The organism is Paraburkholderia sp. MM6662-R1 (assembly GCF_050436245.1).
Classification (GTDB): Bacteria; Pseudomonadota; Gammaproteobacteria; order Burkholderiales; family Burkholderiaceae; genus Paraburkholderia; species Paraburkholderia tuberum.
Genome location: NZ_JBNDLV010000004.1, coordinates 2,691,221 through 2,710,695, shown reverse-complemented (window position 1 = coordinate 2,710,695; position 19,475 = coordinate 2,691,221). Strand labels below are relative to the sequence as shown.

The 19,475-nt window shown below is 62.6% G+C and carries 10 protein-coding genes and 1 pseudogene; 4 read left to right on the top strand and 7 right to left on the bottom strand.

Annotation, left to right across the window (positions count from 1 at the left end; translation table 11 throughout):
• Window positions 1–10 precede the first annotated feature (10 nt).
• The 5 genes and pseudogenes from OKW39_RS42275 to OKW39_RS42255 form a co-directional block, all read right to left on the bottom strand.
• Window positions 11–925 (bottom strand): UDP-3-O-acyl N-acetylglycosamine deacetylase, encoded by a 915-nt coding sequence (locus OKW39_RS42275; protein ID WP_429565396.1) that lies wholly within the window; start codon window positions 923–925, stop codon window positions 11–13.
• Window positions 925–8,596: pseudogene (locus OKW39_RS42270) on the bottom strand (SDR family NAD(P)-dependent oxidoreductase). Before OKW39_RS42270 ends, OKW39_RS42275 begins: the two are co-directional and overlap by 1 nt.
• Window positions 8,596–10,128: an LTA synthase family protein gene (locus tag OKW39_RS42265; protein WP_429565395.1), complete on the bottom strand. Its 1,533-nt coding sequence runs from the start codon at window positions 10,126–10,128 to the stop codon at window positions 8,596–8,598. The pseudogene OKW39_RS42270 and the gene OKW39_RS42265 overlap by 1 nt, the downstream one beginning before the upstream one ends.
• On the bottom strand, window positions 10,129–10,914 hold the full coding sequence (locus tag OKW39_RS42260; RefSeq protein WP_429565394.1) for an SDR family NAD(P)-dependent oxidoreductase: 786 nt from the start codon (window positions 10,912–10,914) through the stop codon (window positions 10,129–10,131).
• Complete coding sequence (locus OKW39_RS42255; RefSeq protein WP_429565515.1) at window positions 10,907–12,115, bottom strand: capsule biosynthesis protein; 1,209 nt, start codon at window positions 12,113–12,115, stop codon at window positions 10,907–10,909. The genes OKW39_RS42260 and OKW39_RS42255 overlap by 8 nt, the downstream gene beginning before the upstream one ends.
• A 494-nt stretch (window positions 12,116–12,609) precedes the next feature.
• Here OKW39_RS42255 and OKW39_RS42250 point away from each other — a divergent pair, with 494 nt between their 5' ends.
• From OKW39_RS42250 to OKW39_RS42235, 4 genes are all read left to right on the top strand, one after another.
• A complete protein-coding gene (locus tag OKW39_RS42250; protein WP_429565514.1) occupies window positions 12,610–13,734 on the top strand; it encodes a hypothetical protein in 1,125 nt (374 codons plus the stop codon).
• 54 nt (window positions 13,735–13,788) lie between these two features.
• Entirely contained in the window at window positions 13,789–14,538 is a 750-nt protein-coding gene (locus tag OKW39_RS42245; protein WP_429565513.1) for an ABC transporter permease, read from the top strand.
• Window positions 14,535–15,188: an ABC transporter ATP-binding protein gene (locus OKW39_RS42240; protein ID WP_429565393.1), complete on the top strand. Its 654-nt coding sequence runs from the start codon at window positions 14,535–14,537 to the stop codon at window positions 15,186–15,188. The genes OKW39_RS42245 and OKW39_RS42240 overlap by 4 nt, the downstream gene beginning before the upstream one ends.
• Before the next feature lie 118 nt (window positions 15,189–15,306).
• Complete coding sequence (locus tag OKW39_RS42235) at window positions 15,307–16,500, top strand: glycosyltransferase family 4 protein (RefSeq protein WP_429565392.1); 1,194 nt, start codon at window positions 15,307–15,309, stop codon at window positions 16,498–16,500.
• A gap of 1 nt (window position 16,501) precedes the next feature.
• Here the strand turns inward: OKW39_RS42235 and OKW39_RS42230 are convergent, their stop codons facing one another.
• Both OKW39_RS42230 and OKW39_RS42225 read right to left on the bottom strand, forming a co-directional pair.
• Window positions 16,502–17,623 (bottom strand): glycosyltransferase family 4 protein, encoded by a 1,122-nt coding sequence (locus OKW39_RS42230; protein ID WP_429565391.1) that lies wholly within the window; start codon window positions 17,621–17,623, stop codon window positions 16,502–16,504.
• 213 nt (window positions 17,624–17,836) lie between these two features.
• Window positions 17,837–19,459 (bottom strand): Wzt carbohydrate-binding domain-containing protein, encoded by a 1,623-nt coding sequence (locus OKW39_RS42225; protein WP_429565390.1) that lies wholly within the window; start codon window positions 19,457–19,459, stop codon window positions 17,837–17,839.
• Between the last annotated feature and the right edge of the window lie 16 nt (window positions 19,460–19,475).

Sequence of the window (19,475 nt, the reverse complement as noted above, 5' to 3'; positions counted from 1 at the left end):
TCCTGTACGTTCAGCTCGCGAATTCGGCCCATTCCCACGCGTCGCGATCCGCGAGCAGCGCGGCGACGAGCCGGTAGTTCATTTCGTGACTCGGCCGCAACGCGCTCACGCGGCCCAGCAATGGCGCGCCGGCCATCGCCATGTCGCCGACCAGATCGAGCACGCGGTGCCGCACGAACTCGTCGGGCACGCGCATGCCGCCGAGCACCCGATTGCCGACGATCGCCGCCGTACACGACAGGCGCGCGCCGCGCAGAATCGGCGTGCCGCGCACGTAGCCCCCCGCGATCGCCGGGATCGCCCACTTGACGCGTCCATACGAGCGCGACGGCGCGATCTCGCCGGCAAAGCTCGCCGGCGTCAGCGCGCCGTCCCAGCGCAATTCGCCGAAGCCCTTCAGATCGTTGCGCACACTCAATTCATAGGCGGCTGCCGGTTCGATCGACATTCTGCGTTCGTCGCGCGTGCCGGCGCCGTCGGCGATCTTCACGGGCCGCAGCACGCGAATGAAGCGCTTCGCATGCGGTAGCTCGATGCGTCCGCACGCGCGAATCTCGTCAAGCCAAGGTTGCGCGCTGCCGTCGAGAATCGGTACCTCCTCGGCATCGAGCTCGATCGTCGCGCGATCGATTTCGCACGTTAGCAGCGAAGCCAGCAGATGCTCGACAGTGCGCACGCGCACACCATCGGCCGATTCGAGCATCGTGCACAGCGGCTGCCCGCGCCGCAACGCGGGACTCACCGCGAATTCGGCCAGCACGCGACCCTGCTGCATGCGCCTGAACGCGATGCCGCGCGAACTGTTCGCCGTGCCCGGCAGGATCCGCACGTTCACGCGCCGGCCCGTGTGCAAGCCGTGACCGCTCACCGTCAGCACGCGTGCGAGCGTCCCCTCCCGATGACTCCAGCCTGCGGGCGCGCGCATTAGACGGGCTCCGTCGCGCTCGACTGAGCGGACAGCGCATCCGCCACGTCGGCCAGCGCGTTGGCACCCACATCAAGCGCATGTTGCGCGGCGACTGCCGCGACCTGCGCCGCCATCTGCGCGGCGGCGCCGTTCGGCTCGGCGGCCTCATCCTGCGTCTGGATCGACTCGACGATCCGTTGCGCGAGCGAATGCACGGTCGCGCCCTCGGCCATCGTCATGATCGACAGCTTGACCTCGAAGCGCTCTTCGACGGCCATGCCGAGTTCCATGCCCATCAGCGAATCCATGCCCATGTCGAGAATCGAGCGGCCGGTTTCGATCTTCTCCGGCGACATGTGCAGAATGCGCGCGATCTGCGCCTGCAGCGTCTCCTCCACCAATCGCTGCGCATCGTCGAACGCCATCGCCGCGATCTGCTCGCGCATCTGCACGCTGCCCTGAGGCGCCGGTTCGTGACTGCCGCGCGTCTGCAGCTCGGTATAGCGATGCGCGCGCGCCGCCGGCATGCCGAGCGCAAGGGCGTGCCAATCGAGCCGCACCACCGCCTCGCCCGCATGCATCGCGACGAGCGCGCGTTCGAGCGCGGCCATCGCTTCGGCCGAGCTGATCGACACACCGCCGATCCGCGCCTGCAGCGCTTCACGTGTTTCCGCGTTGCGCGCGAGGAAGCCGACGTCGTCGAGCGGACCCCATGCCATGCAGGTGCCTGGCAAACCGGCCGCGCGCCGCTGCGCGATCAGCGCTTCGAGGAAGCTGTTGGCCGCGACGTAGCTCGACTGCCCCGGATTGCCAAGGAAGGTCGTCGCCGACGAATAGACCACGAAGAAATCGAGCGGCAGGTCACGCGTCGCGCGATGCAGGTTCCACGCGCCCGCCACCTTCGGCGCGAGCACGGCGGCAAAGCGCTCGTCGTCGAGATTGCGCACGAGACCGTCGTCGATCACCATCGCCGAATGCAGCACGCCCTTCAACGGTGTGCCGCGTTGCGCGAGGTCGGCGAGCAACGCATCGAGCGCGGCCGCGTCGGTCACGTCGCAGGCGACCGTGCGCACTTCGGTGCCGTTGCTTGCGCGCCAGCGTGCGGTTTCTTCGGCCAGTTCGGGCGCGAGCGTGCCGGAGCGGCTCACGAGCACCAGATGACGCGCGCCGCGCGACATCATCCAGCGTGCACTCGCAAAGCCAAGCCCGCCCGTGCCGCCGACGATCAGATACGCGGCCGCCGGATCGAGTCGCAGCGTCGCGCTGGCTTGCGCCGAACGCGCGGGGCTCGGCGTGCCGGCCGGATACGTGACCAGAATTTTGCCGATCTGCCGCGCCTGCTGCATATGGCGGAACGCTTCCTCGACGCGCTCGGCCGGGAACGCGCGATACGGCAGCGGATGCAGCACACCGTCCGCGAACAGCCGCATCACGTCTTCGAACAGACGCGCGGTCAGCCCCGGCAACGCGCTCATCAACTGGTCCGCATCGATGCCGAAATAGCTGATGTTGTTACGGAATGGCCGCAAACCGATGCGGCTGTTTTCATAGAAATCGCGCTTGCCGAGTTCGAGGAAACGGCCGAACGGACGCAGCGTGTCGATGCTGCGTACCATCGCTTCGCCGGCCAGCGAATTGAGCACGATGTCGATGCCGGCACCTTGCGTGCGCTCGCGGATTTGATCGGCGAATGCGAGGCTGCGCGAATCGAACACATGATCGGCGCCGAGCAGACGCACGAACTCGCGCTTCTCGCGGCTGCCCGCGGTCGCGAACACTTCCGCGCCGAGATGCCGCGCGAGCTGGATCGCCGCGATCCCGACGCCGCCCGCCGCGCCGTGCACGAGCACCCGTTCGCCACGGCGCAGACGCGCGAGCTCGCACAGCGCGTAGTACGCGGTGAAGAACGTCGTCGGCACGGTCGCCGCTTCCTCGAACGTCAGACGCGCGGGCTTGAGCGCAATCGCTTCCGCTTTCGTGCGCACTCGGCTCGCGAACGACGCCGGCGCGAAGCCGAGCACCGCATCGCCCGCCGCGAAACGCTGCACGTCGCGGCCGACGCGTACGACGCGCCCGGACAGCTCCATGCCGACCGTCGCACCCGCGAAGCCGTTTTCGACGGCCTCGTCGGACAGCAGGCCCATCGCGTACATCACGTCGCGGAAATTGAGGCCCGTCGCGGCCGGTTCGATCTCGACCTCATCCGCAGCGAGCTCGCTCTGCGGCAACGGGAACCATTCGAGGTTGCGCAACGAACCCGGCGACGCGAAACCGAGCACCGCCGCTTCGTTGCGCGCACGCAGCGGCTCGGCCGCGATGTCGCGCAGCGCCGCGTTCGGGGTGGGCAGCATACGCGTCACGTAGCGGCCGCGCGGCGTCAGCAGGACTTCTTCCTCGCCGTCGGACGCAAGCAGTTCGCGCGCGAGCAGCGCGCCCGCGTCGGCTTGCGTCGCGCACACATCGATCAGACGGCACGATAGTTCGGGATGCTCGTTGGCCAGCACGCGCGCGAGCCCCCACAGCGCGCCCTGCTCGGGACGCAGAGACGCGGCATCCACGAACGGCGTCGCGACCGGCGCGCCGCCGCGCGTGACGATCCACAGTTGCGGGCGCATTTCGTTCGACGCCACCGCGAGGTCGCGCACGAGCTGTGCGAGCGCGAGCGTGGTCTGCCGCTGCGCGTGCATCACTTCGGCGCCGTCCGCGTCGGCGGACAACGGCTGATCGGGTGCAACGAACACCACGTGATGCGCGATGTGCTGCCCACCCCCGGCTGGCGCGGCCAGCTTGCTCATATCGTGACGCAATGCCTGAAGTGTCGTGCTCGACGTCGTGTGGCCGGCGGCTCGCAGCGCTGTGCTCAGCGTGTCGTCGATCGCGTCGGACGTCGCGTACAGCAACGACCAATGCGCAGGCGACGTGCTCGCCTGAGTCGCGCCCGCCGCATCGTTCCCAGCCACTTCAAGCGGCGCCCGCGCTACCAGCAGCGTCGGCGCGCCTTCGAGGTCGAGCCCGTGCTCCGTATGGCGCGCGATCTGTTCGAAGCCAGCCTGTTCGAGCAGTTGCGTCAGCGCCTGCGGCGACAGCCACGCCGCGCGCCGCGCGTTGGCATGCGCGGCGTCCGCGTCGAGATCGAACACCAGATCCGCGAAACGGCTGTTGCGCGGCTCCGCGATCACCACCAGTGCGCCCGGCGCGAGCCAGCCGCGCAACGCGGCGAGCAGCGCGCGCGGCTCGCTTTGCCCGGCGAGCACGTGACTCGCGACCACGACGTCGTAGCGCTCGCCCGCGTCGACGCCAACGAGACGCGGCGCATCGCCGAATTCTGACAGTCGCGATATGGAGCGACGGATGCTCAGTCGTGTCGAAGCCGCTCAACTGCTCGCGCGTTCCCGCGATCGTGTAATCGCAACGCGAGACCGGCACGTGGATCGCGAGCGGTTGCAGCACGTCGGTGAGCGGCGAATCGAGTTCGAGCACGCGCAGACGGCGCGGCTCACTCCAGCTTTCGATCGCGCGATGCAGACACGCACCGGTCAGCGCATTGGCGTGCGTCCACGTCGGCGACGCTTCGAAGAAATGCTCGACGAGGCTGCTGCGCGACGGCGGCAGAATCTGTGCGCCACTCACTTCGCCGCGCAGCACGGCAGGCAACGCCGCGCCGCAATGCGCGAGCAGCGTCAGCTCGGCCACGTGCGCGGGCGATTGCGCGAGCAGTTCGCGCCACAGCTCGTCGATGGCGGGCAGGTTCGCGCAGGCGTCGTCGCGCACGAGGCGGGTGCCCTCGCGCCGCGCGAGACCATCTTCGACGACGATCTGCACGAGCCGCGCAAGCAACGCCGGATGCGCGCAATCGGGCAGCGCCGGCTGCGCGAACACGTCGAGCGCGTCGAGCGCCTGCAACGCGTACGCGCCGGCAAGCACGTCGAGAAGCGGCAGCATCTCGGTCAGATGCGTGTGCCGGCGCGCTTCGTCTTCCTGCACGGCGAGCACGCTCGTCGCATCGGCCAGCAACGCGGCGGCCGTGGGCAACGCGTGCGCGTTGACATCGGCGGCAAGCGGCTTCGCTTCGACGATATACATATAGCGTCCAGGCGCCTGCTGGCGCCGGCTCAGCAGATCGACGCGACGGAACCGGCAGGCGCTCAGACGCGCGACGACCGCGCCCTGCGCGTCGGCGAATTCGAACGATGCGACGACCGAATGCGGGCTGCGCCGCTCGATGCGCGCGAGCACATAGCAAATCGCGTCGCCGCGCAGATAGTCGATGCGGCCCAGTTGCACCGGCACATAAGCCGCATGCTCGATCTCGCCATGGCGCGGCGAAGCGAGCAGCGCAAACAGCGGATGAAAGCCGCTGTCCATCAGCGCCGGATGCAATGCATACGCGTCGGTGGCCGTAGCGGATTGCGCGAGCACCGCGGGCATGGCCACTTCAGCGAGCGCGATGTCGGCGTCGGCATCGACGTGCACCGAGCGCACCCATTGGAACGCCGGCCCGTAGCTCAGGCCAATGGCGGTGGTGTTTTCATACAGCGTGTCGCCTGGCATCGCCGGTCGAGCGAGCAGATTGGCCAGCGTCGTGGCCGGCAGCATGGCCGCTTCGGCGTCCGTGCCCAGTGCACAGCCGCTCGCAAGCAAACGGCCGGTGACGTTCAGCGACCACGCTTCGTCGGACATGCGCTCGCGGGTTTCGATCGTGAAGCTCGCGGTGCGCACGTCGACGGTGAAGCGGAACAGCTTCGAATGCTGCGGCTGGAACACCACCGGCAAACGGATTTCGAGGTTCTCGAGCGCGCAGCTTGCCGTGCCGAAATGCACGCGCGCGGCGGCCAGCGCCATCTCGACGTAGCCCGCGCCCGGGAACGCCGCGCCGCCGTCGACCACGTGATCGGCGAGCAGCGGCAAGCCGGCGGGATCGAGCTGGTTCTCCCACGCGAGCGCATGTTCACGCAGACGATAACCGAGCAGCGGATGTTCGCGGCGCCGATTGACCAGGTTGTACGCCTCGGGGGTGGGTCCGAGCCAATAGCGTTCGTGCTGCCACGGATAGGACGGCAGCGGCACGCGTGCGCTGAGCGGCGCAAAGCATTCGGCGTCGACGCGCGCGCCGTTCGCGATCATCGCGTAGATCGCGTGATCCAACGTCTGCGCGCTGTCGTGATTGCGCTTGAGCGTCGGCAACGAGCGGCCGACGACGCGCGCGTCGTCGAGCGTTTGCGTCACGTAGGTGCGCAAAATCGAATGCGGGCCGATTTCGAGGAATAGACGCACGCCCATTTGCGCGATCTGCGCTACCGCATCGCCGAAACGAACCGGCTCGCGAATATTGCGCCACCAGTAATGCGCGTCGAGTTCGGTGCCCGCGAATTCAGTGCCCGTCACCGTCGACACGAAGCTGCATACGGCGGCGCTTGGCGCGAGATCCGCGAGACCCGTCAGCACGTCGAGTGCGATCGGGTCCATCTGACGGCTGTGGAACGCGTAATCGAGCTCCAGCATCTGGAAGAAGCGGCCGCTGTCCTTGACCGCGGCTTCGAGCGCCTGCAACGCTTCGAGCGGGCCGGCCAGCGTGACCGCTTGCGGGCTGTTCACGCCCGCGATTTCCACCGCGGCGTCCACGCCCGATTGCACCATCAGTGCGCGCATCGCGGTTTCGCCGAGACCGGCGGCGGCCATCCGGCCCGTACCGCGCGTGCCGGCCTGAGCACGGCTGCGAATCTTGATCACGTGCACGGCCTGCGCCAGCGTCAATGCGCCCGACGCCCACGCCGCCGCGACTTCGCCGACGCTGTGGCCGACGCACACGTCATAGCCGAGGCCGCGTGCTTCGAGCACGCGCACCACGCCGACTTGAATCGCGAACAGCAATGGCTGCGAGTGCTCGGTTGCCGCGAGACGCTCTGCGCTCACGCCTTCGCGCAGCACATCGACCAGCGACGCACTGCCGTCGGCGCGCCAGAACGCGTCGAGTTCATCGAGCGCGGCGCTGAACACCGGTTCCTGTTCGAGCAACTGCTTGCCCATGCCGGCCCACTGTGAGCCGTTGCCGGAAAACACCAGCGCGAGACGGGTGTCGTCGCCGGGCGCATCGCCTTGCACCAGTGCCGCTTCCGTTTGATCGGGCGTCGGCGCGGCCAGCGCGCCGAGTGCCGCGCGTGCTTCGGACAGCGTCGACGGCGCGACGATCGCGCGCTGCTTGAGCCATTGCCGCCGATGCGCCGCGTTGGCAGCCAGCGTGTTCCACGGCGCCCCGTTGTCGAGCGATGACAGATAGCGTGCCGCAAGTTCCGGCAGCGCGGCTGCGGAGCGGGTCGACAGGATCAGCGGCAACAGGGACGCCGTTTCGCTTTGGGCTTGAATAGCGGCAGCAGCGGTAGCAGCGGCTATCGTTGCTACCGGCGCCTCGCGCAGCACGATATGCGCATTCGTGCCGCCGAAGCCAAACGAGTTGACGCCGATCACGAGCGGCTCGTCGCCACCGTCGAGCGGTGTCAACCGATCCACGACGCGCAGCCGGCCGCCGACGAAATCGATCGCCGGATTGGGCGTTTCGAAATGCAGCGTCTTCGGCACGGCGCGGTGTTTCAGGCACAGGATCGCCTTGATCAACCCCGCCATGCCCGACGCGGTTTCAAGGTGGCCGACGTTGGTCTTCACCGAGCCGATCAGCAACGGCCGATCGACCGGCCGCCCCGCCGACGCGACTTCCATCAACGCGCGCGCTTCGATCGGATCGCCGACCGCCGTGCCCGTGCCATGCGCTTCGAGATAGGCGAGCGAACGCGGATCGACACCCGCGCGGTCGTACACGGTACGCAGCAACGCCGCCTGGGTGGCCGCGCCCGGCACGCTGATGCCGCCTTGCGAATAGCCGTCCGAGTTGACGCCCGAACCGGCGATCACCGCGTGGATCGTATCGCCGTCGGCCAACGCGCGCTCCAGCGTCTTCAGCATCACGAGCGCGCCGCCTTCCGAGCGGACGTAACCGTCGCCGCTCGCGTCGAACGCACGGCATCGGCCGCGCGGCGACAGCATCGACGCCTTCGAGAAGGTCACGAAGCCGAACGGATGCAGCAGCAGATTGGCGCCGCCCGCCAGCGCCGTCTCGGCGTCGCCCGCCTGCAACGCCTGACACGCCTGATGCAGCGCGACCAGCGACGACGAGCACGCGGTATCCACCGACACGCTCGGCCCGCGCAGGTCGAACAGATACGACAGCCGGTTCGACGCGATGCTCAGCGTGTTGCCGGTTGCCGAATACGGATCGACCGCGTTCAGGTCATCGACGAAACGATTGCCGTAGTCCGGACTCGCGACGCCGACGTAGACCGCGCAATGACTGCCTTCCATGTCGCGCGGACGCACGCCCGCATCCTCGAAGGTTTCCCATGCGAGTTCGAGCAGGAGGCGCTGCTGCGGGTCCATCTGCTGCGCTTCGCGCGGTGAGATGCCGAAGAAGGCCGCGTCGAAACCCGCGACGTCGTCGAGCACGCCGGCGGAGAACGTATAGCTCTTGCCCGCTTCACGCTTGGACGGATGCTGATAAAACTCCGTGCCGAAACGCTCGGCCGGCACCTCGGTCACCGCATCTTTTTCGTCGCGCAGCAGCGCCCAGAAATCGTCGGGCCCTTGGACATGGCCGGGGAAGCGGCAAGCCATCCCCACAATAGCAATCTGTTTGGTCATCATTCTGTTGTTGGGTGCAGCGTGCGCGCCGGCGTCCCGCGCGGCATGGCCGGCTCGAGAGTCCGAACGAGGGCAACGCCGAGTTGCTCGGCGCACAGATCTTTGCGGGTAGCGGGCGCGTCACCGTAATTGCGCCAGATGAAGTAGTCGCTGCGCGACGGTTCGCAGCCGAGCCCGGCGTACACATGCGGCAGCGCCGGCACGTGATCGCCGTAAAAACACAGCACCGTGTCGCGGCGGCGCGCGCGCAGCACGGCGAGCAGCCGGCCGAGCATCGCGTCGGCGTTGGCGAGGTGGCGCAGGTAGGCGGTCAGATCGCGCCAGCGCGCGTCGTCGCCGAGCGCGTGGAACGCGGCGCCCTCGCCTGCCTCGACCGATTCCAGATGCAGCGGGCCGTGGTTTTCCATCGTCATCGAGAAGATGAACGCGGGTTTGTCGCGTGGCGCGTCGAGTGCTTCGACGATCGCGTCCGCGACCGCCAAGTCGGACACGTACGGCCCCGCGCGCGGCGCGTCGGCGAATGCGGCGATGTCGACGAAACGGTCGATCTGCAAATGTTTGAAGGCCCGCGCGCGGCCGAAGAAATCCGCGTAGTACGGGTGGATCACCTGCGTCTGGTAGCCGCCGTGCTTGAACCATGACGCGAGCGACGCGCACGCGCGCCGCACGAACGCGTACGGATAGAAACGCGCATAGCCGAGTTGCGTCTGGTCGACGCCGGTCAGCACCGCGAACTCCGTGCGCATCGTATTCGCGCCCCATGCGGGCACTGCCAGTTCGCCGTGCTGGATCGACTCGCGGCGCGCGCTGTCGAAGTGGCTCAGGATCGACGGATCGATCGACGCGGAAAGACGCCGCGCGTCGAAGAACGACTCGCTCTGGATCAGGATCACGTCGGGTGCCGATTGCGGCACACCGCTCGCGAAAGGACCGGCGGCCAATGCGTCGCGCAATTGACGCGACGTGGCCAGCTTCATTCCGTTCAGCAGATAGGCGACGAAGACAGCGAAGAAGCCGTGACGCTTCTGATCGTCGACGGCGATTAGCTCAAGCGGCAAGCGTGCGGCGCAGAGGTAGGCTGCTGCGAGGCACGCGCACGCAGCGATCAGAAGCGCACCGATTGGCCTTTGCGCAAGCGGCTTATCCGCGATGAAGCCTGCGGCCACCATGACGATGCCGACGACAATTGCCGCCAGCGTGCGCATGCTGACAAACGGCAAATACAGACGCGGATGCGCGAAAAGCTGACTGAAGAGACTCAGGTCGGTGAAGACGAATGGCTCATGCAGCGACGTGTATTTGGCATTGCTCACGCCGGCAAGCAGCGCGACCAGCGCGATCGCGACGCATGCCGAGAACCTCACGCGCCCCGTGATCAGCAACATGCACAAACAGATGAACGCGATAGCGGCGATGTGCAACGCGAACGCAACCGGCGAGCGACGCAATGACGCGCGCGGCAGCGCAATCGCCTCAGGCAGAAGCGCGAGGCCGGCTGCGGCCGCGAAACTGAGCACGAGCGTCGCGTCCATTCAACGCTCCTCGCGTGGCAGATAGGACAGGCCGCCGAGAATCGCATCGGCGAGAACCGCGGGCAGCAACGGCAGAAGACGCATGCCGAAAGCGAGCAAGCTGGGGAAAGCGATTTCCGCGCGGCCGTTTTTCAGTTTGCGCTGGATGTGCTGCGCGGCTTTGTCCGCTGACCAGAGGAACGGTTTGTCGCCGGGAAATACGTCGCTCATTGAGGTCTTCACGAAACCCGGCAGCACGACCGATATGCGGATGCCGTCGCGCGACAGGATTGGACGCACCGAGTCGCCATAGGCTTTGATCGCCGACTTGCTCGCGCAATAGGCCGGCGAAATCGCCATGCCGCGCAGTGCGGCGAGCGAGCTTATTAGCGCGATTTGACCTTTTCTGCGTGGGCGCATGCGAGCGATGACGGGCAGAACCGCATGCATCGCGCCGTAGAAATTGGTGTCGACGATCGCGGCCGTGCGTTCGAGTTCTTCCCAGTCCTGGGACGATGCGAGCGTGCTGGCTGCGCCGGCGTTGGCGATTAGCAGATCAACGGGATGAGCGTCGTCGAAATCGTGCAGCCAAGTTTGCATCGCCTTGGCGTTGCGCACGTCGATCTGGCCCGTTTTCACCGTTGCACCTTTTGCGCGGCACGCTTGCGCCGATGCTTCGAGGCGCCCGGCGTCGCGGCCTATCAGTCCGAGCACTACGCCCGGCGCCGCGTAAGCCAGCGCGAGCGCGCGGCCGAGCCCCGCGCTCGCGCCGGTGATGACGATGTGGCGCGGGGCCGCGTTACGCATGCGCGGCCGCCTCGAGGCGTTGCACCGCGCCGGCTGTGGCCATCGCGATGCCGGTGCGAGTGTAGAAGTCGCCGTTGATCTGGGTGTGGTGGACGACGTAGTCCAGAAAGGCTTGGTACAGATTCATGTCCGGTGCCTCGCCGTGCTGCCAGAAGTCGTCGAGCGAGCCCTGCCAGGTGAGGCCCGGCATGCTGTAAATCGCAGTGCCCAGCGCGATCAACGGACGACGGTGATGCAGCGCAGACAAACCGACCGTGCTGTTCACCACGACGGTGCCGCGCGCGTGGTCGAGCAGCGTCGGCAGATGGCCTGCGTCGATGAAACGCATTCGCTCGACGATGCCGAGCTCGCGCGCGAGTTGCTCAGCGTGACGGCGGTAGTCGATCAGGCCGGTGTCGAGCGGATGGTTCTTGATCACGAGCCAACTGTCGGCCGGCGCGTGACGCGCGAACGAAGTCAGTACTTTTGCGATAGCTTCGCGCACGCTGTCGAACGGCGAATGGACGACGATCTGCGCGTCCGAATTCAGCTGCAGCGGGAAGATGTAATACGGGTGGCCGGCTTCGAGCAGGTCGCGAGTGACTTGGTCGGAATCTTGTTGATGTTTGCGTTGGCGCAATGCGCGCGCGGCCAGTCCCGCGTATTCGAAGAAGCCGTTTCTCGGACGATGGCTGCGGTAATGCGGAAAGCGCAATGCGAATAGCGTGTTGGCGTTGCGGTAACGGATGTCGTGAAACGCGCGTTCGTAGAGGTTATAGCCGGTGGGATGACCGACGGGGCTCGGCGGCGTGAAACGGCGTTGGTCGAGATACCACGCGGGATCGCCCGGTAATTGCGAGCGGCCGTTTACGCCATGTTTTTCCAGCGTCAGCCAATGCGGGCGGACGTAGCCTTCTTCGAAAACGTGGACGCGCAGGCCGTGGGTTTGTGCGATTGGGTGCATCGGGCGATGTATTTCACGACAGTCACCGAACATTATTATGTCGGTAAAGCTGCTGGCGTTCACCCTATTGAGATACCAATCGGATAATTCGCCTATCTGTTCGCGAAAATTCCAAGCATCGCTATTGCCGGCGTATGACAGATCTCCGCCGCAGAAATTAACACGACGTACGGCGTGGCCGCGCTCGCGCAACGCTGTGGCAAGTCGGCTAAAGAACGGAGAAGCCGTGCCTTGCAGGGCGAGGAAGGAACGGTGCATGTGAGTACGTCTAATGGCAGGTCGAGCATTACCGATAGAACACATAGACATACATGCGTCCTCGGTCCCCGGCGACCTTGGTATCGTTTGAATTGTGCAACTGGTCTTCAGCAAGGACCGAAGAATACAACATTACGAGGTAAAAAATAAGAAACACTATGGAAAATTTCGAAATTTGTCGGAAGGCGACGAACTTGGGTGGCGCCCCCTATATTCGGTGGCTATAATCGGCGACCCCAGCTGTATCGGGTGAAGGTGCGCTTCGTTTGTCGTGTGAGGACTACAGCCAAAATAGTCTGTGTTTGCAGTGCCGGCAAAAAAATCGCGTAAGTATTTGTATTGGCTATCGCAAAACGTTTGCGCCGACCTTGGCTGCGGACTTTTGCGGGTGCCTCGCCTCTTTCCTCGACTCGCCTGGCGCCTGCCAGGGGAATTGAAAAGAACTATTTAAGTTGGGTAAGACGTTGGAAACTGCATCTAACAACAACGCGGCACTGCCGCCTTCGGGAAAGAAGAAAGGGCTGGTCGAGCGCATCAAGGGAGTCAATCGCCTCTTTGCGTTGGCTGTCGTAGTGCCAACCACGATTGCCATTGCTTACTTCGGACTGGTTGCGTCGGACGTTTATGTCTCGGAGTCGCGCTTCGTGGTACGGAGCGCGCAACGGCAGAGCCAGACCAGTGTGGTAGGCGCCCTGCTGCAAGGTACGGGTTTCTCGCGGGCACAGGACGACACGTATCCCGTGATCGACTACATTCAGTCGCGCGACGCGCTTAAAGAACTGAACCAGAGCGACTATATTGCCGATACATACGGCAATCACGGCGACTTCCTGAGCCACTTCTCGCGCAGGCTCGACGGCAGTTTCGAAGCGTTGTGGAAGTACTACGGCAAGCATATTGTCACGGTCGATCTGGATTCGACCTCGGCAATCACGACTCTCCAAGTTCGCAGCTATACCGCCGACGACGCGGAAAAAATCAACGAGAAGCTGCTCGAGATGAGCGAGCGGCTGGTCAACCGGATGAATGCGAGAGCGGCGGCAGACACGGTTCAGTTCGCACAGAGCCAGGTGGATGTTGCTGCCGGCAAAGCCAAGGACGCCGCGGCGGCCTTGGCCACCTACCGTGATTCGTATACGGTCTTCGATCCCGACCGGCAATCCGCGCTGCAGTTGCAGCAGGTGACCGCGCTGCAAACCCAACTGTTCGCCGCTCAGACCCAGTTGATCCAGTTGCAGTCGATCGCTCCGCAGAACCCGCAGATTCCGGTACTCAAGACCAGCATTGCGACGCTTGAAAAGCAGATCGAAGCGGCGACTGGTGGCGTCACCGGCGGCAAGAATTCGCTGTCGAATAAGGCGGCGGTGTATGCGCGCCTGCAACTGGACTCGCAGTTCGCCGACAAGCAATTGGCCTCCGCCATGGCTGCACTCGAGAGCGCGCGGGCCGAAGCGCAGCGAAAGCAGCTTTACCTCGAACGACTCGTGCAGCCGAACACGCCGGACGTGGCGATCGAGCCGAAGCGGTTGAAGTCGATTTTTGAGGTCTTTGCGCTGGGAATGATTGTGTGGGGAGTGTTGAGTCTCCTCCTTGCGGGCGTTCGCGAGCACCACGACTAAGGATCGGAAACCGTGCATCACGACACTCCCTTCCTGAGATCATTGCAAATTCAGATGCGCGTCGTCGGCGCGCTTTTGATGCGGGAGATTCTGACTCGATACGGGCGGCATAACGTCGGTTTCCTGTGGATCTTCTTTGAGCCGATGATGTTTACGCTTGGTGTCCTTACACTGTGGACGGCCACCAAAGCGACGCACGGATCGACGCTTCCGATCACTTCGTTCGCCGTCACCGGATATTCTTCCGTTTTACTTTGGCGAAATTGCGCCAATCGTTGCGCGCTTGCCATTCTGCCGAACCAGGCTCTCCTTTATCACCGCAATGTGCGCGTGATCGACTTGTTCATGGCACGGGTGCTGCTCGAAATCGCGGGGGCGACAATGTCCTTCGTGTTCTTGACAGTTCTTTTCGTAACTGTCGGGCTAATGAAGCCTCCACAGGACATCACGCTAGTAATCGCCGCGTGGATTTATCTCGCTGTTTTCGGCAGTTCGCTCGGATTTGCCATTGGTGCCATGAGCGAACGAAGCGAAACAGTGGAACGTGTCTGGCATACCATAGCGTATCTGCTCTTCCCGCTGTCAGGCGCCCTCTTCATGGTCGACTGGTTGCCAGAGAAGTTTCAGAAGATCGTTTTGCTTCTGCCAATGGTGCACGGCACCGAGATGCTTCGAGGCGGCTATTTTGGTTCATTGGTTAAGCCACACTACGACATCGGCTACATGATTGCGTGCGACCTCGTCCTGATGTTCATAGGTCTATTTCTCGTAAAAGACGCTAGCAAGCGAGTCGAGCCCGAATGATCGAACTCAAAGAAGTTTGCAAGGAATATCACACTCGGCAAGGTCGCCGCCGCGTCCTCGACGAGATCAATCTACGCGTCCACTCCGGCGAGAAAATTGGTATCCTCGGACGTAACGGCGCAGGTAAGTCAACGATGATCCGCATGATCAGCGGCGCAGAACTACCGACGTCCGGAAAGATCCGCCGCAATATGAGCGTGTCTTGGCCTCTCGCGTTCGGGGGCGCGTTTCAGGGCAGCCTGACCGGGATGGACAATCTTCGTTTTATTTGTCGCGTGTACGGTGCTGACGCCAAAGCCGCCGAACCTTTTGTTCAGGAGTTCTCCGAACTCGGTTATTACTTGCGAGAACCCGTTAAGAGTTACTCGGCGGGGATGCGCGCACGCCTCGCCTTTGCCATCTCAATGGCAATCGAATTCGATTGCTTTCTGATCGATGAAATCGTCGCTGTTGGCGACAGCCGTTTTCATGCGAAGTGCCATCACGAACTTTTCGAGCGCCGCCGGGACCGGTCATTGATTATTGTCAGTCACGACGCCGGTTACATTCGTGAACATTGCGACCGCGCCGCGGTGCTGGTCCAGGGCAAGCTTCACACGTTCGAACAGGTTCAGGACGCCTACGCGTTCTACCAGGAAAGCATAAATTGAGCGTGCTAGCGCTGCAAACCAATTGCCCCAACTGATAAAGACAATCAAGGCACGAGCGCTCCAGTTCACTGCGATCTGGTGGTTGCCATGCCTGGTAAAGACCGCCCGATGTGCGGTCATGGCAATCCGGCCTGCCGCCTCACGCGATCCCACATCAGCTCGGCAGCTGCTCGTCGATGTTTCGATCATCGCCTCGCACGATGCAGGCACGGGAATTCAGCGCGTAGTTCGATCCTTATTGCTGCAGCTTCTGGAAGCTCCCCCGCCCGGATTCGAAATTCGGCCTATTAGGGCGACAAGAAGACAGTCGTATCGCTACGCCAATCGCTATCTTGCGTCGTTGACCTCGTCCGAGTCGCCCGAGGAAGATGAGAACGTTCAAATATTTAACGGCGACATTTTTCTCGGGCTCGACCTGTCCAGCCGGATCGCGCCCAGGCGCCAGCTCGACCTGCTTAAGTGGCGAGTAAAGGGCGTACGCTGCGCATTCGTCGTGTACGACCTACTACCTTTGCTGCACCCTCATTGGTTCACGTCACGCGCAACTCGCTCGTTCCGTTATTGGGTATCTACGCTGGCGGTTCACGCGGACGCCCTGCTTTGCATATCCCGCGCTGTTTCGGATGAGGTGCGAAGCTGCATGAAGGAGCGCTTCGACCTGACTGCAAACGGACCTGACACCGGATGGTTTCATCTTGGAGCCGACCTCCCGACCCGCCACGCCAGCGCGGCTACGGATTCATCGCACCGGGTTAACGTGAATTCGAACCTTGGACATCAGTCGGTTCTCATGGTAGGCACGATTGAACCGAGAAAAGGTCACGCGCAGGTACTCGACGCATTCGACCTACTGTGGCAAAACGGAGTTGAAAGTACATTGATCATTGCGGGGAAACAAGGCTGGCATGTCGAATCGTTCATCGAGCACCTGACAAATCATCCCGAGGCTGGCAAGCGCCTGCATTGGTTTCCAAATATCAAAGATGTCCAACTCGCGCAATTGTATTCTGAACTCAATGGCCTCGTGATGGCATCGGAGGCCGAAGGTTTCGGCCTTCCGTTGGTGGAGGCAGCGAAATACGGAATGCCCGTGTTTGTCCGCGACCTCGCCGTGTTCCGCGAGGTCGCAGGCGAACACGCGACCTATTTCGCCGCGAACACCGGCGCCGAACTCGCGCCTCAATTGGCGGAGTGGCTAGACCAGCTAGGCAGCGGCAGCGCACCCGCCAGTCACACCATGAAGTCATTGACGTGGTCCGCGAGCGCCGAACAACTCAAGGCGTTGATAGCGGACCTTGACCGCTCTCGGTAATTCAGCCGAAACGACGGTACACCTCTAGCGTCCGCTTCGCACAACGCTCCCATGTCAGCGTCCTGGCAACCTGCAAGCCGCGCGTAATGGCGGCCTCACGCCACGCTTCATCGCCCAGCACTTGCTCGATACCGTGACGCAGCACTTCATGGTTGTCGGGCTCGACAAGCCAGGCCGCACCGGCCGCAACCTCAGGCAACGACGAAGAGTTCGAGGTCAAGGTGGGTACACCGCTCGCCATCGCCTCGAGCACAGGAAGACCAAATCCCTCGTAAACCGACGGATATAAAAATGCGCGCGCCCCTGAGTAGAGCAACGGCAAGAACGTCGCGTCGACAAATCCCAAATATCTCAGCCAACCCTCACGCTCCCCTTGCTCGATTTGTTCACGCAGCGCGTCGCTCAACCAGCCTGCGCTGCCGGCCAACACCAACGGGTAGCGGGTACGCACTGACTGCGGCAAATCGAGGTAGGCGGCTAGTAGACGATCAATTCGCTTGCGGGGTTCCAGCGTGGACACACACAAGGAATATCCGCCATGGACGAGGCCATACGTGTGGAGCGCAGTCCCGAGCGACAACGCATCTCGATGGTGAAATTCCGGCCGCGCACCTAGGGCGATCGCTGTAATGCGCTCAGGAGACCAGCCAAAATAATCGATGACTTCGGCACGTGTCGCTTCGGAATCGGTAATTACATGGGCAGCACGCGCTAGCGTCGACGAAAAGCTGCTCTCGAAGTGTCTGATTCGAGCGGCGGGATGCGTCTCGGGATACTTGAAGACCGAAAGATCGTGCACCGTCACGATTCCACTGTCCACCGACTCCGGCAGGAAGTAATTTGGAGAGTGAAACAGGTGGCCGCGCATTTCACGTCGCATGAGCCATTGGCGCCAGCTTTTTGGAGTGCGCAAGAAGCGCCGCTTGCGCTTCTGGGCAAGCATTCCCGCGATCGCAGGTTGCAGGAGTTCGGCTGGATCACCGATCCACCGGCCGGCGAAGAAAAACCGTATTGCGTCAAGTTCGTGGTGCGCAGCCTGGTAGTGGTTTGCCAGTTCCAATGCGTAACGACCAATGCCGGTTAGCGGAGGAACAAGTGCGTCTACGGCTAAGATCAGTTTCATATGGGGTTCTCCGGCATATCGTGCATCCGCCCCCCTGTCACCCAGGATATCGCCCTTGAGTCAACCAACCTGAGCGAGTATTACTATGAGCGCGGGGGGACGCCACGCACGCCGATTTATTAGAATTACGGACAGTCTCGATATCAGGCAACCTCCGCTTAGAAGTTTGCGTGCGCTCGAGACTGTCGCCGATCGGAAATTTGATGCATCCAGTTAGATTTTCAAAATTTCAAGCTCGATCATTGATATCCGCAAATCGCTATTACCTGTGACCCAGACCCTGACTTCAAGGTCAGTGCATGGAGCGTTAAGGGATATTGACAGGGTAATCAGGCGACCCTCCTGATCGGGCTCAAGGAGCGGACACTCCGCAATTAGTTGATCGCCCTTGTCGAATGCGACGTCCATCCGCGCTCCCGCAATACCGCCGTCGCCGATAGTGCCTCGAATCGCTATTTGATACAGGCCTGCAGCTAACGAAATGTAAGGACCATAAATCAAACATCCTGCCTGGCCAGTGCAAACAATGTCGTGCTCTGTACGCATCCCGACCTGCGTGAGCAGGCGAGGGTCACTGCAGCGGAAGCAATGTGCGTCCGACGAGGAGTTGATTTCTTTATGCATCCACGAGGCGATAGGTCTGAGGCTGATCTCCGCCGGCAAATAGGAGTAGCCGGCGAAAGTTTGGCTTACCTGGTGATAGACCTGAAACTTACACATTGAGTCGTGCCATGCAAGTTCCTGAAGGCCTTCTGGCAAAAGCTCAGCAAAGGCAAAACCCGCGGTGTATGCACCAGCAGGAAGATCCGCGACCACATGATGACTTACACGATACGAACCACACTGCAGTAACTCATGCGTCTGCCCTAATAACGAGCTATTAATGCCAAACGCCCATTGGCGATCGCTGTCGAATATGTGGATACCCATTTCAAGCTCGTGCACCTCTCGAGACACGGAGAAATCGACGTCAAAAGTCATCAGTTGACCATGACGGATGTCGCTCCCCTCTCGAAGCGTACACGCCTGGATTGTCACATCCGGTGTTGTCAGCACGCGATCCCGGACCGGGTCGTATCTCTGCCAGGCAGATATGGCCGCCCCCAGCGCTTCCATTGAATGCTCTTGTACCGCGGACGCCTTCCAAGCCAATACTTCCGCGTACAAACGCAAATCCAACTGGTTCAATTCGACGATACGCTCACGCAAAGTGGGAGTTATCTGGTCGACGCTCGGACGTTTTTGAGTAACGTTGACGCGAGCGATTCCCGTTGGCGCGGTCAGGCCGATCAACCTTGCAACGTCCCGGAGAAAGAGTGGCATATCTTCATAAATGCCCACGACGTCATAGTTCTGAATCGCTGCGAGAGAGCGCAAGACCTTCTCGTCGCCGCACGTGGGCGCCGCGCCACCAATGCGGCAGAAATGCTCCACGTAGACGTTCGAGATCGAACCGGAAAGTTTGCCCGACAGTTCGACCCCGTCACTCTCCAGGAAGCGCTTCGCAGCGGGTATCAGATCGGGAAGCTCTGATTCGTCATGGTTATTAACTAAAAAAAAGAGCCACGAAACAATCCGATCCACGGGCTCACGGAGCACGGTCATGTATTGATAGCGCGGATCCGGACTTTCTCCGTCGGCAAAGTGCACATGAGCGCTTATGACCGAGTACAGCCCGCCGTACTTTCGAATCAAATCCTGATGGTCCCCGATCAAATTCGGCGTTACGCATCCAGCACCGAGCGCCTTGACCAACCAATCATTGATCGCTTGGCCTGCCGTTTTTGCCAGATGATCAAAGACCACTCGACCAGGAAAGACATTTTTTGAATTCATACGCGCGCAGTGATTC

Excerpts from the sequence above, each read along its gene's own strand:
- OKW39_RS42275 (WP_429565396.1), bottom strand. The coding sequence starts at position 925 with ATGCGCGCGCCCGCAGGCTGGAGTCATCGGGAGGGGACGCTCGCACGC.
- OKW39_RS42265 (WP_429565395.1), bottom strand. The coding sequence starts at position 10,128 with ATGGACGCGACGCTCGTGCTCAGTTTCGCGGCCGCAGCCGGCCTCGCG.
- OKW39_RS42260 (WP_429565394.1), bottom strand. The coding sequence starts at position 10,914 with ATGCGTAACGCGGCCCCGCGCCACATCGTCATCACCGGCGCGAGCGCG.
- OKW39_RS42255 (WP_429565515.1), bottom strand. The coding sequence starts at position 12,115 with ATGCACCGTTCCTTCCTCGCCCTGCAAGGCACGGCTTCTCCGTTCTTT.
- OKW39_RS42245 (WP_429565513.1), top strand. The coding sequence starts at position 13,789 with ATGCGCGTCGTCGGCGCGCTTTTGATGCGGGAGATTCTGACTCGATAC.
- OKW39_RS42240 (WP_429565393.1), top strand. The coding sequence starts at position 14,535 with ATGATCGAACTCAAAGAAGTTTGCAAGGAATATCACACTCGGCAAGGT.
- OKW39_RS42235 (WP_429565392.1), top strand. The coding sequence starts at position 15,307 with ATGGCAATCCGGCCTGCCGCCTCACGCGATCCCACATCAGCTCGGCAG.
- OKW39_RS42230 (WP_429565391.1), bottom strand. The coding sequence starts at position 17,623 with ATGAAACTGATCTTAGCCGTAGACGCACTTGTTCCTCCGCTAACCGGC.
- OKW39_RS42225 (WP_429565390.1), bottom strand. The coding sequence starts at position 19,459 with ATGAATTCAAAAAATGTCTTTCCTGGTCGAGTGGTCTTTGATCATCTG.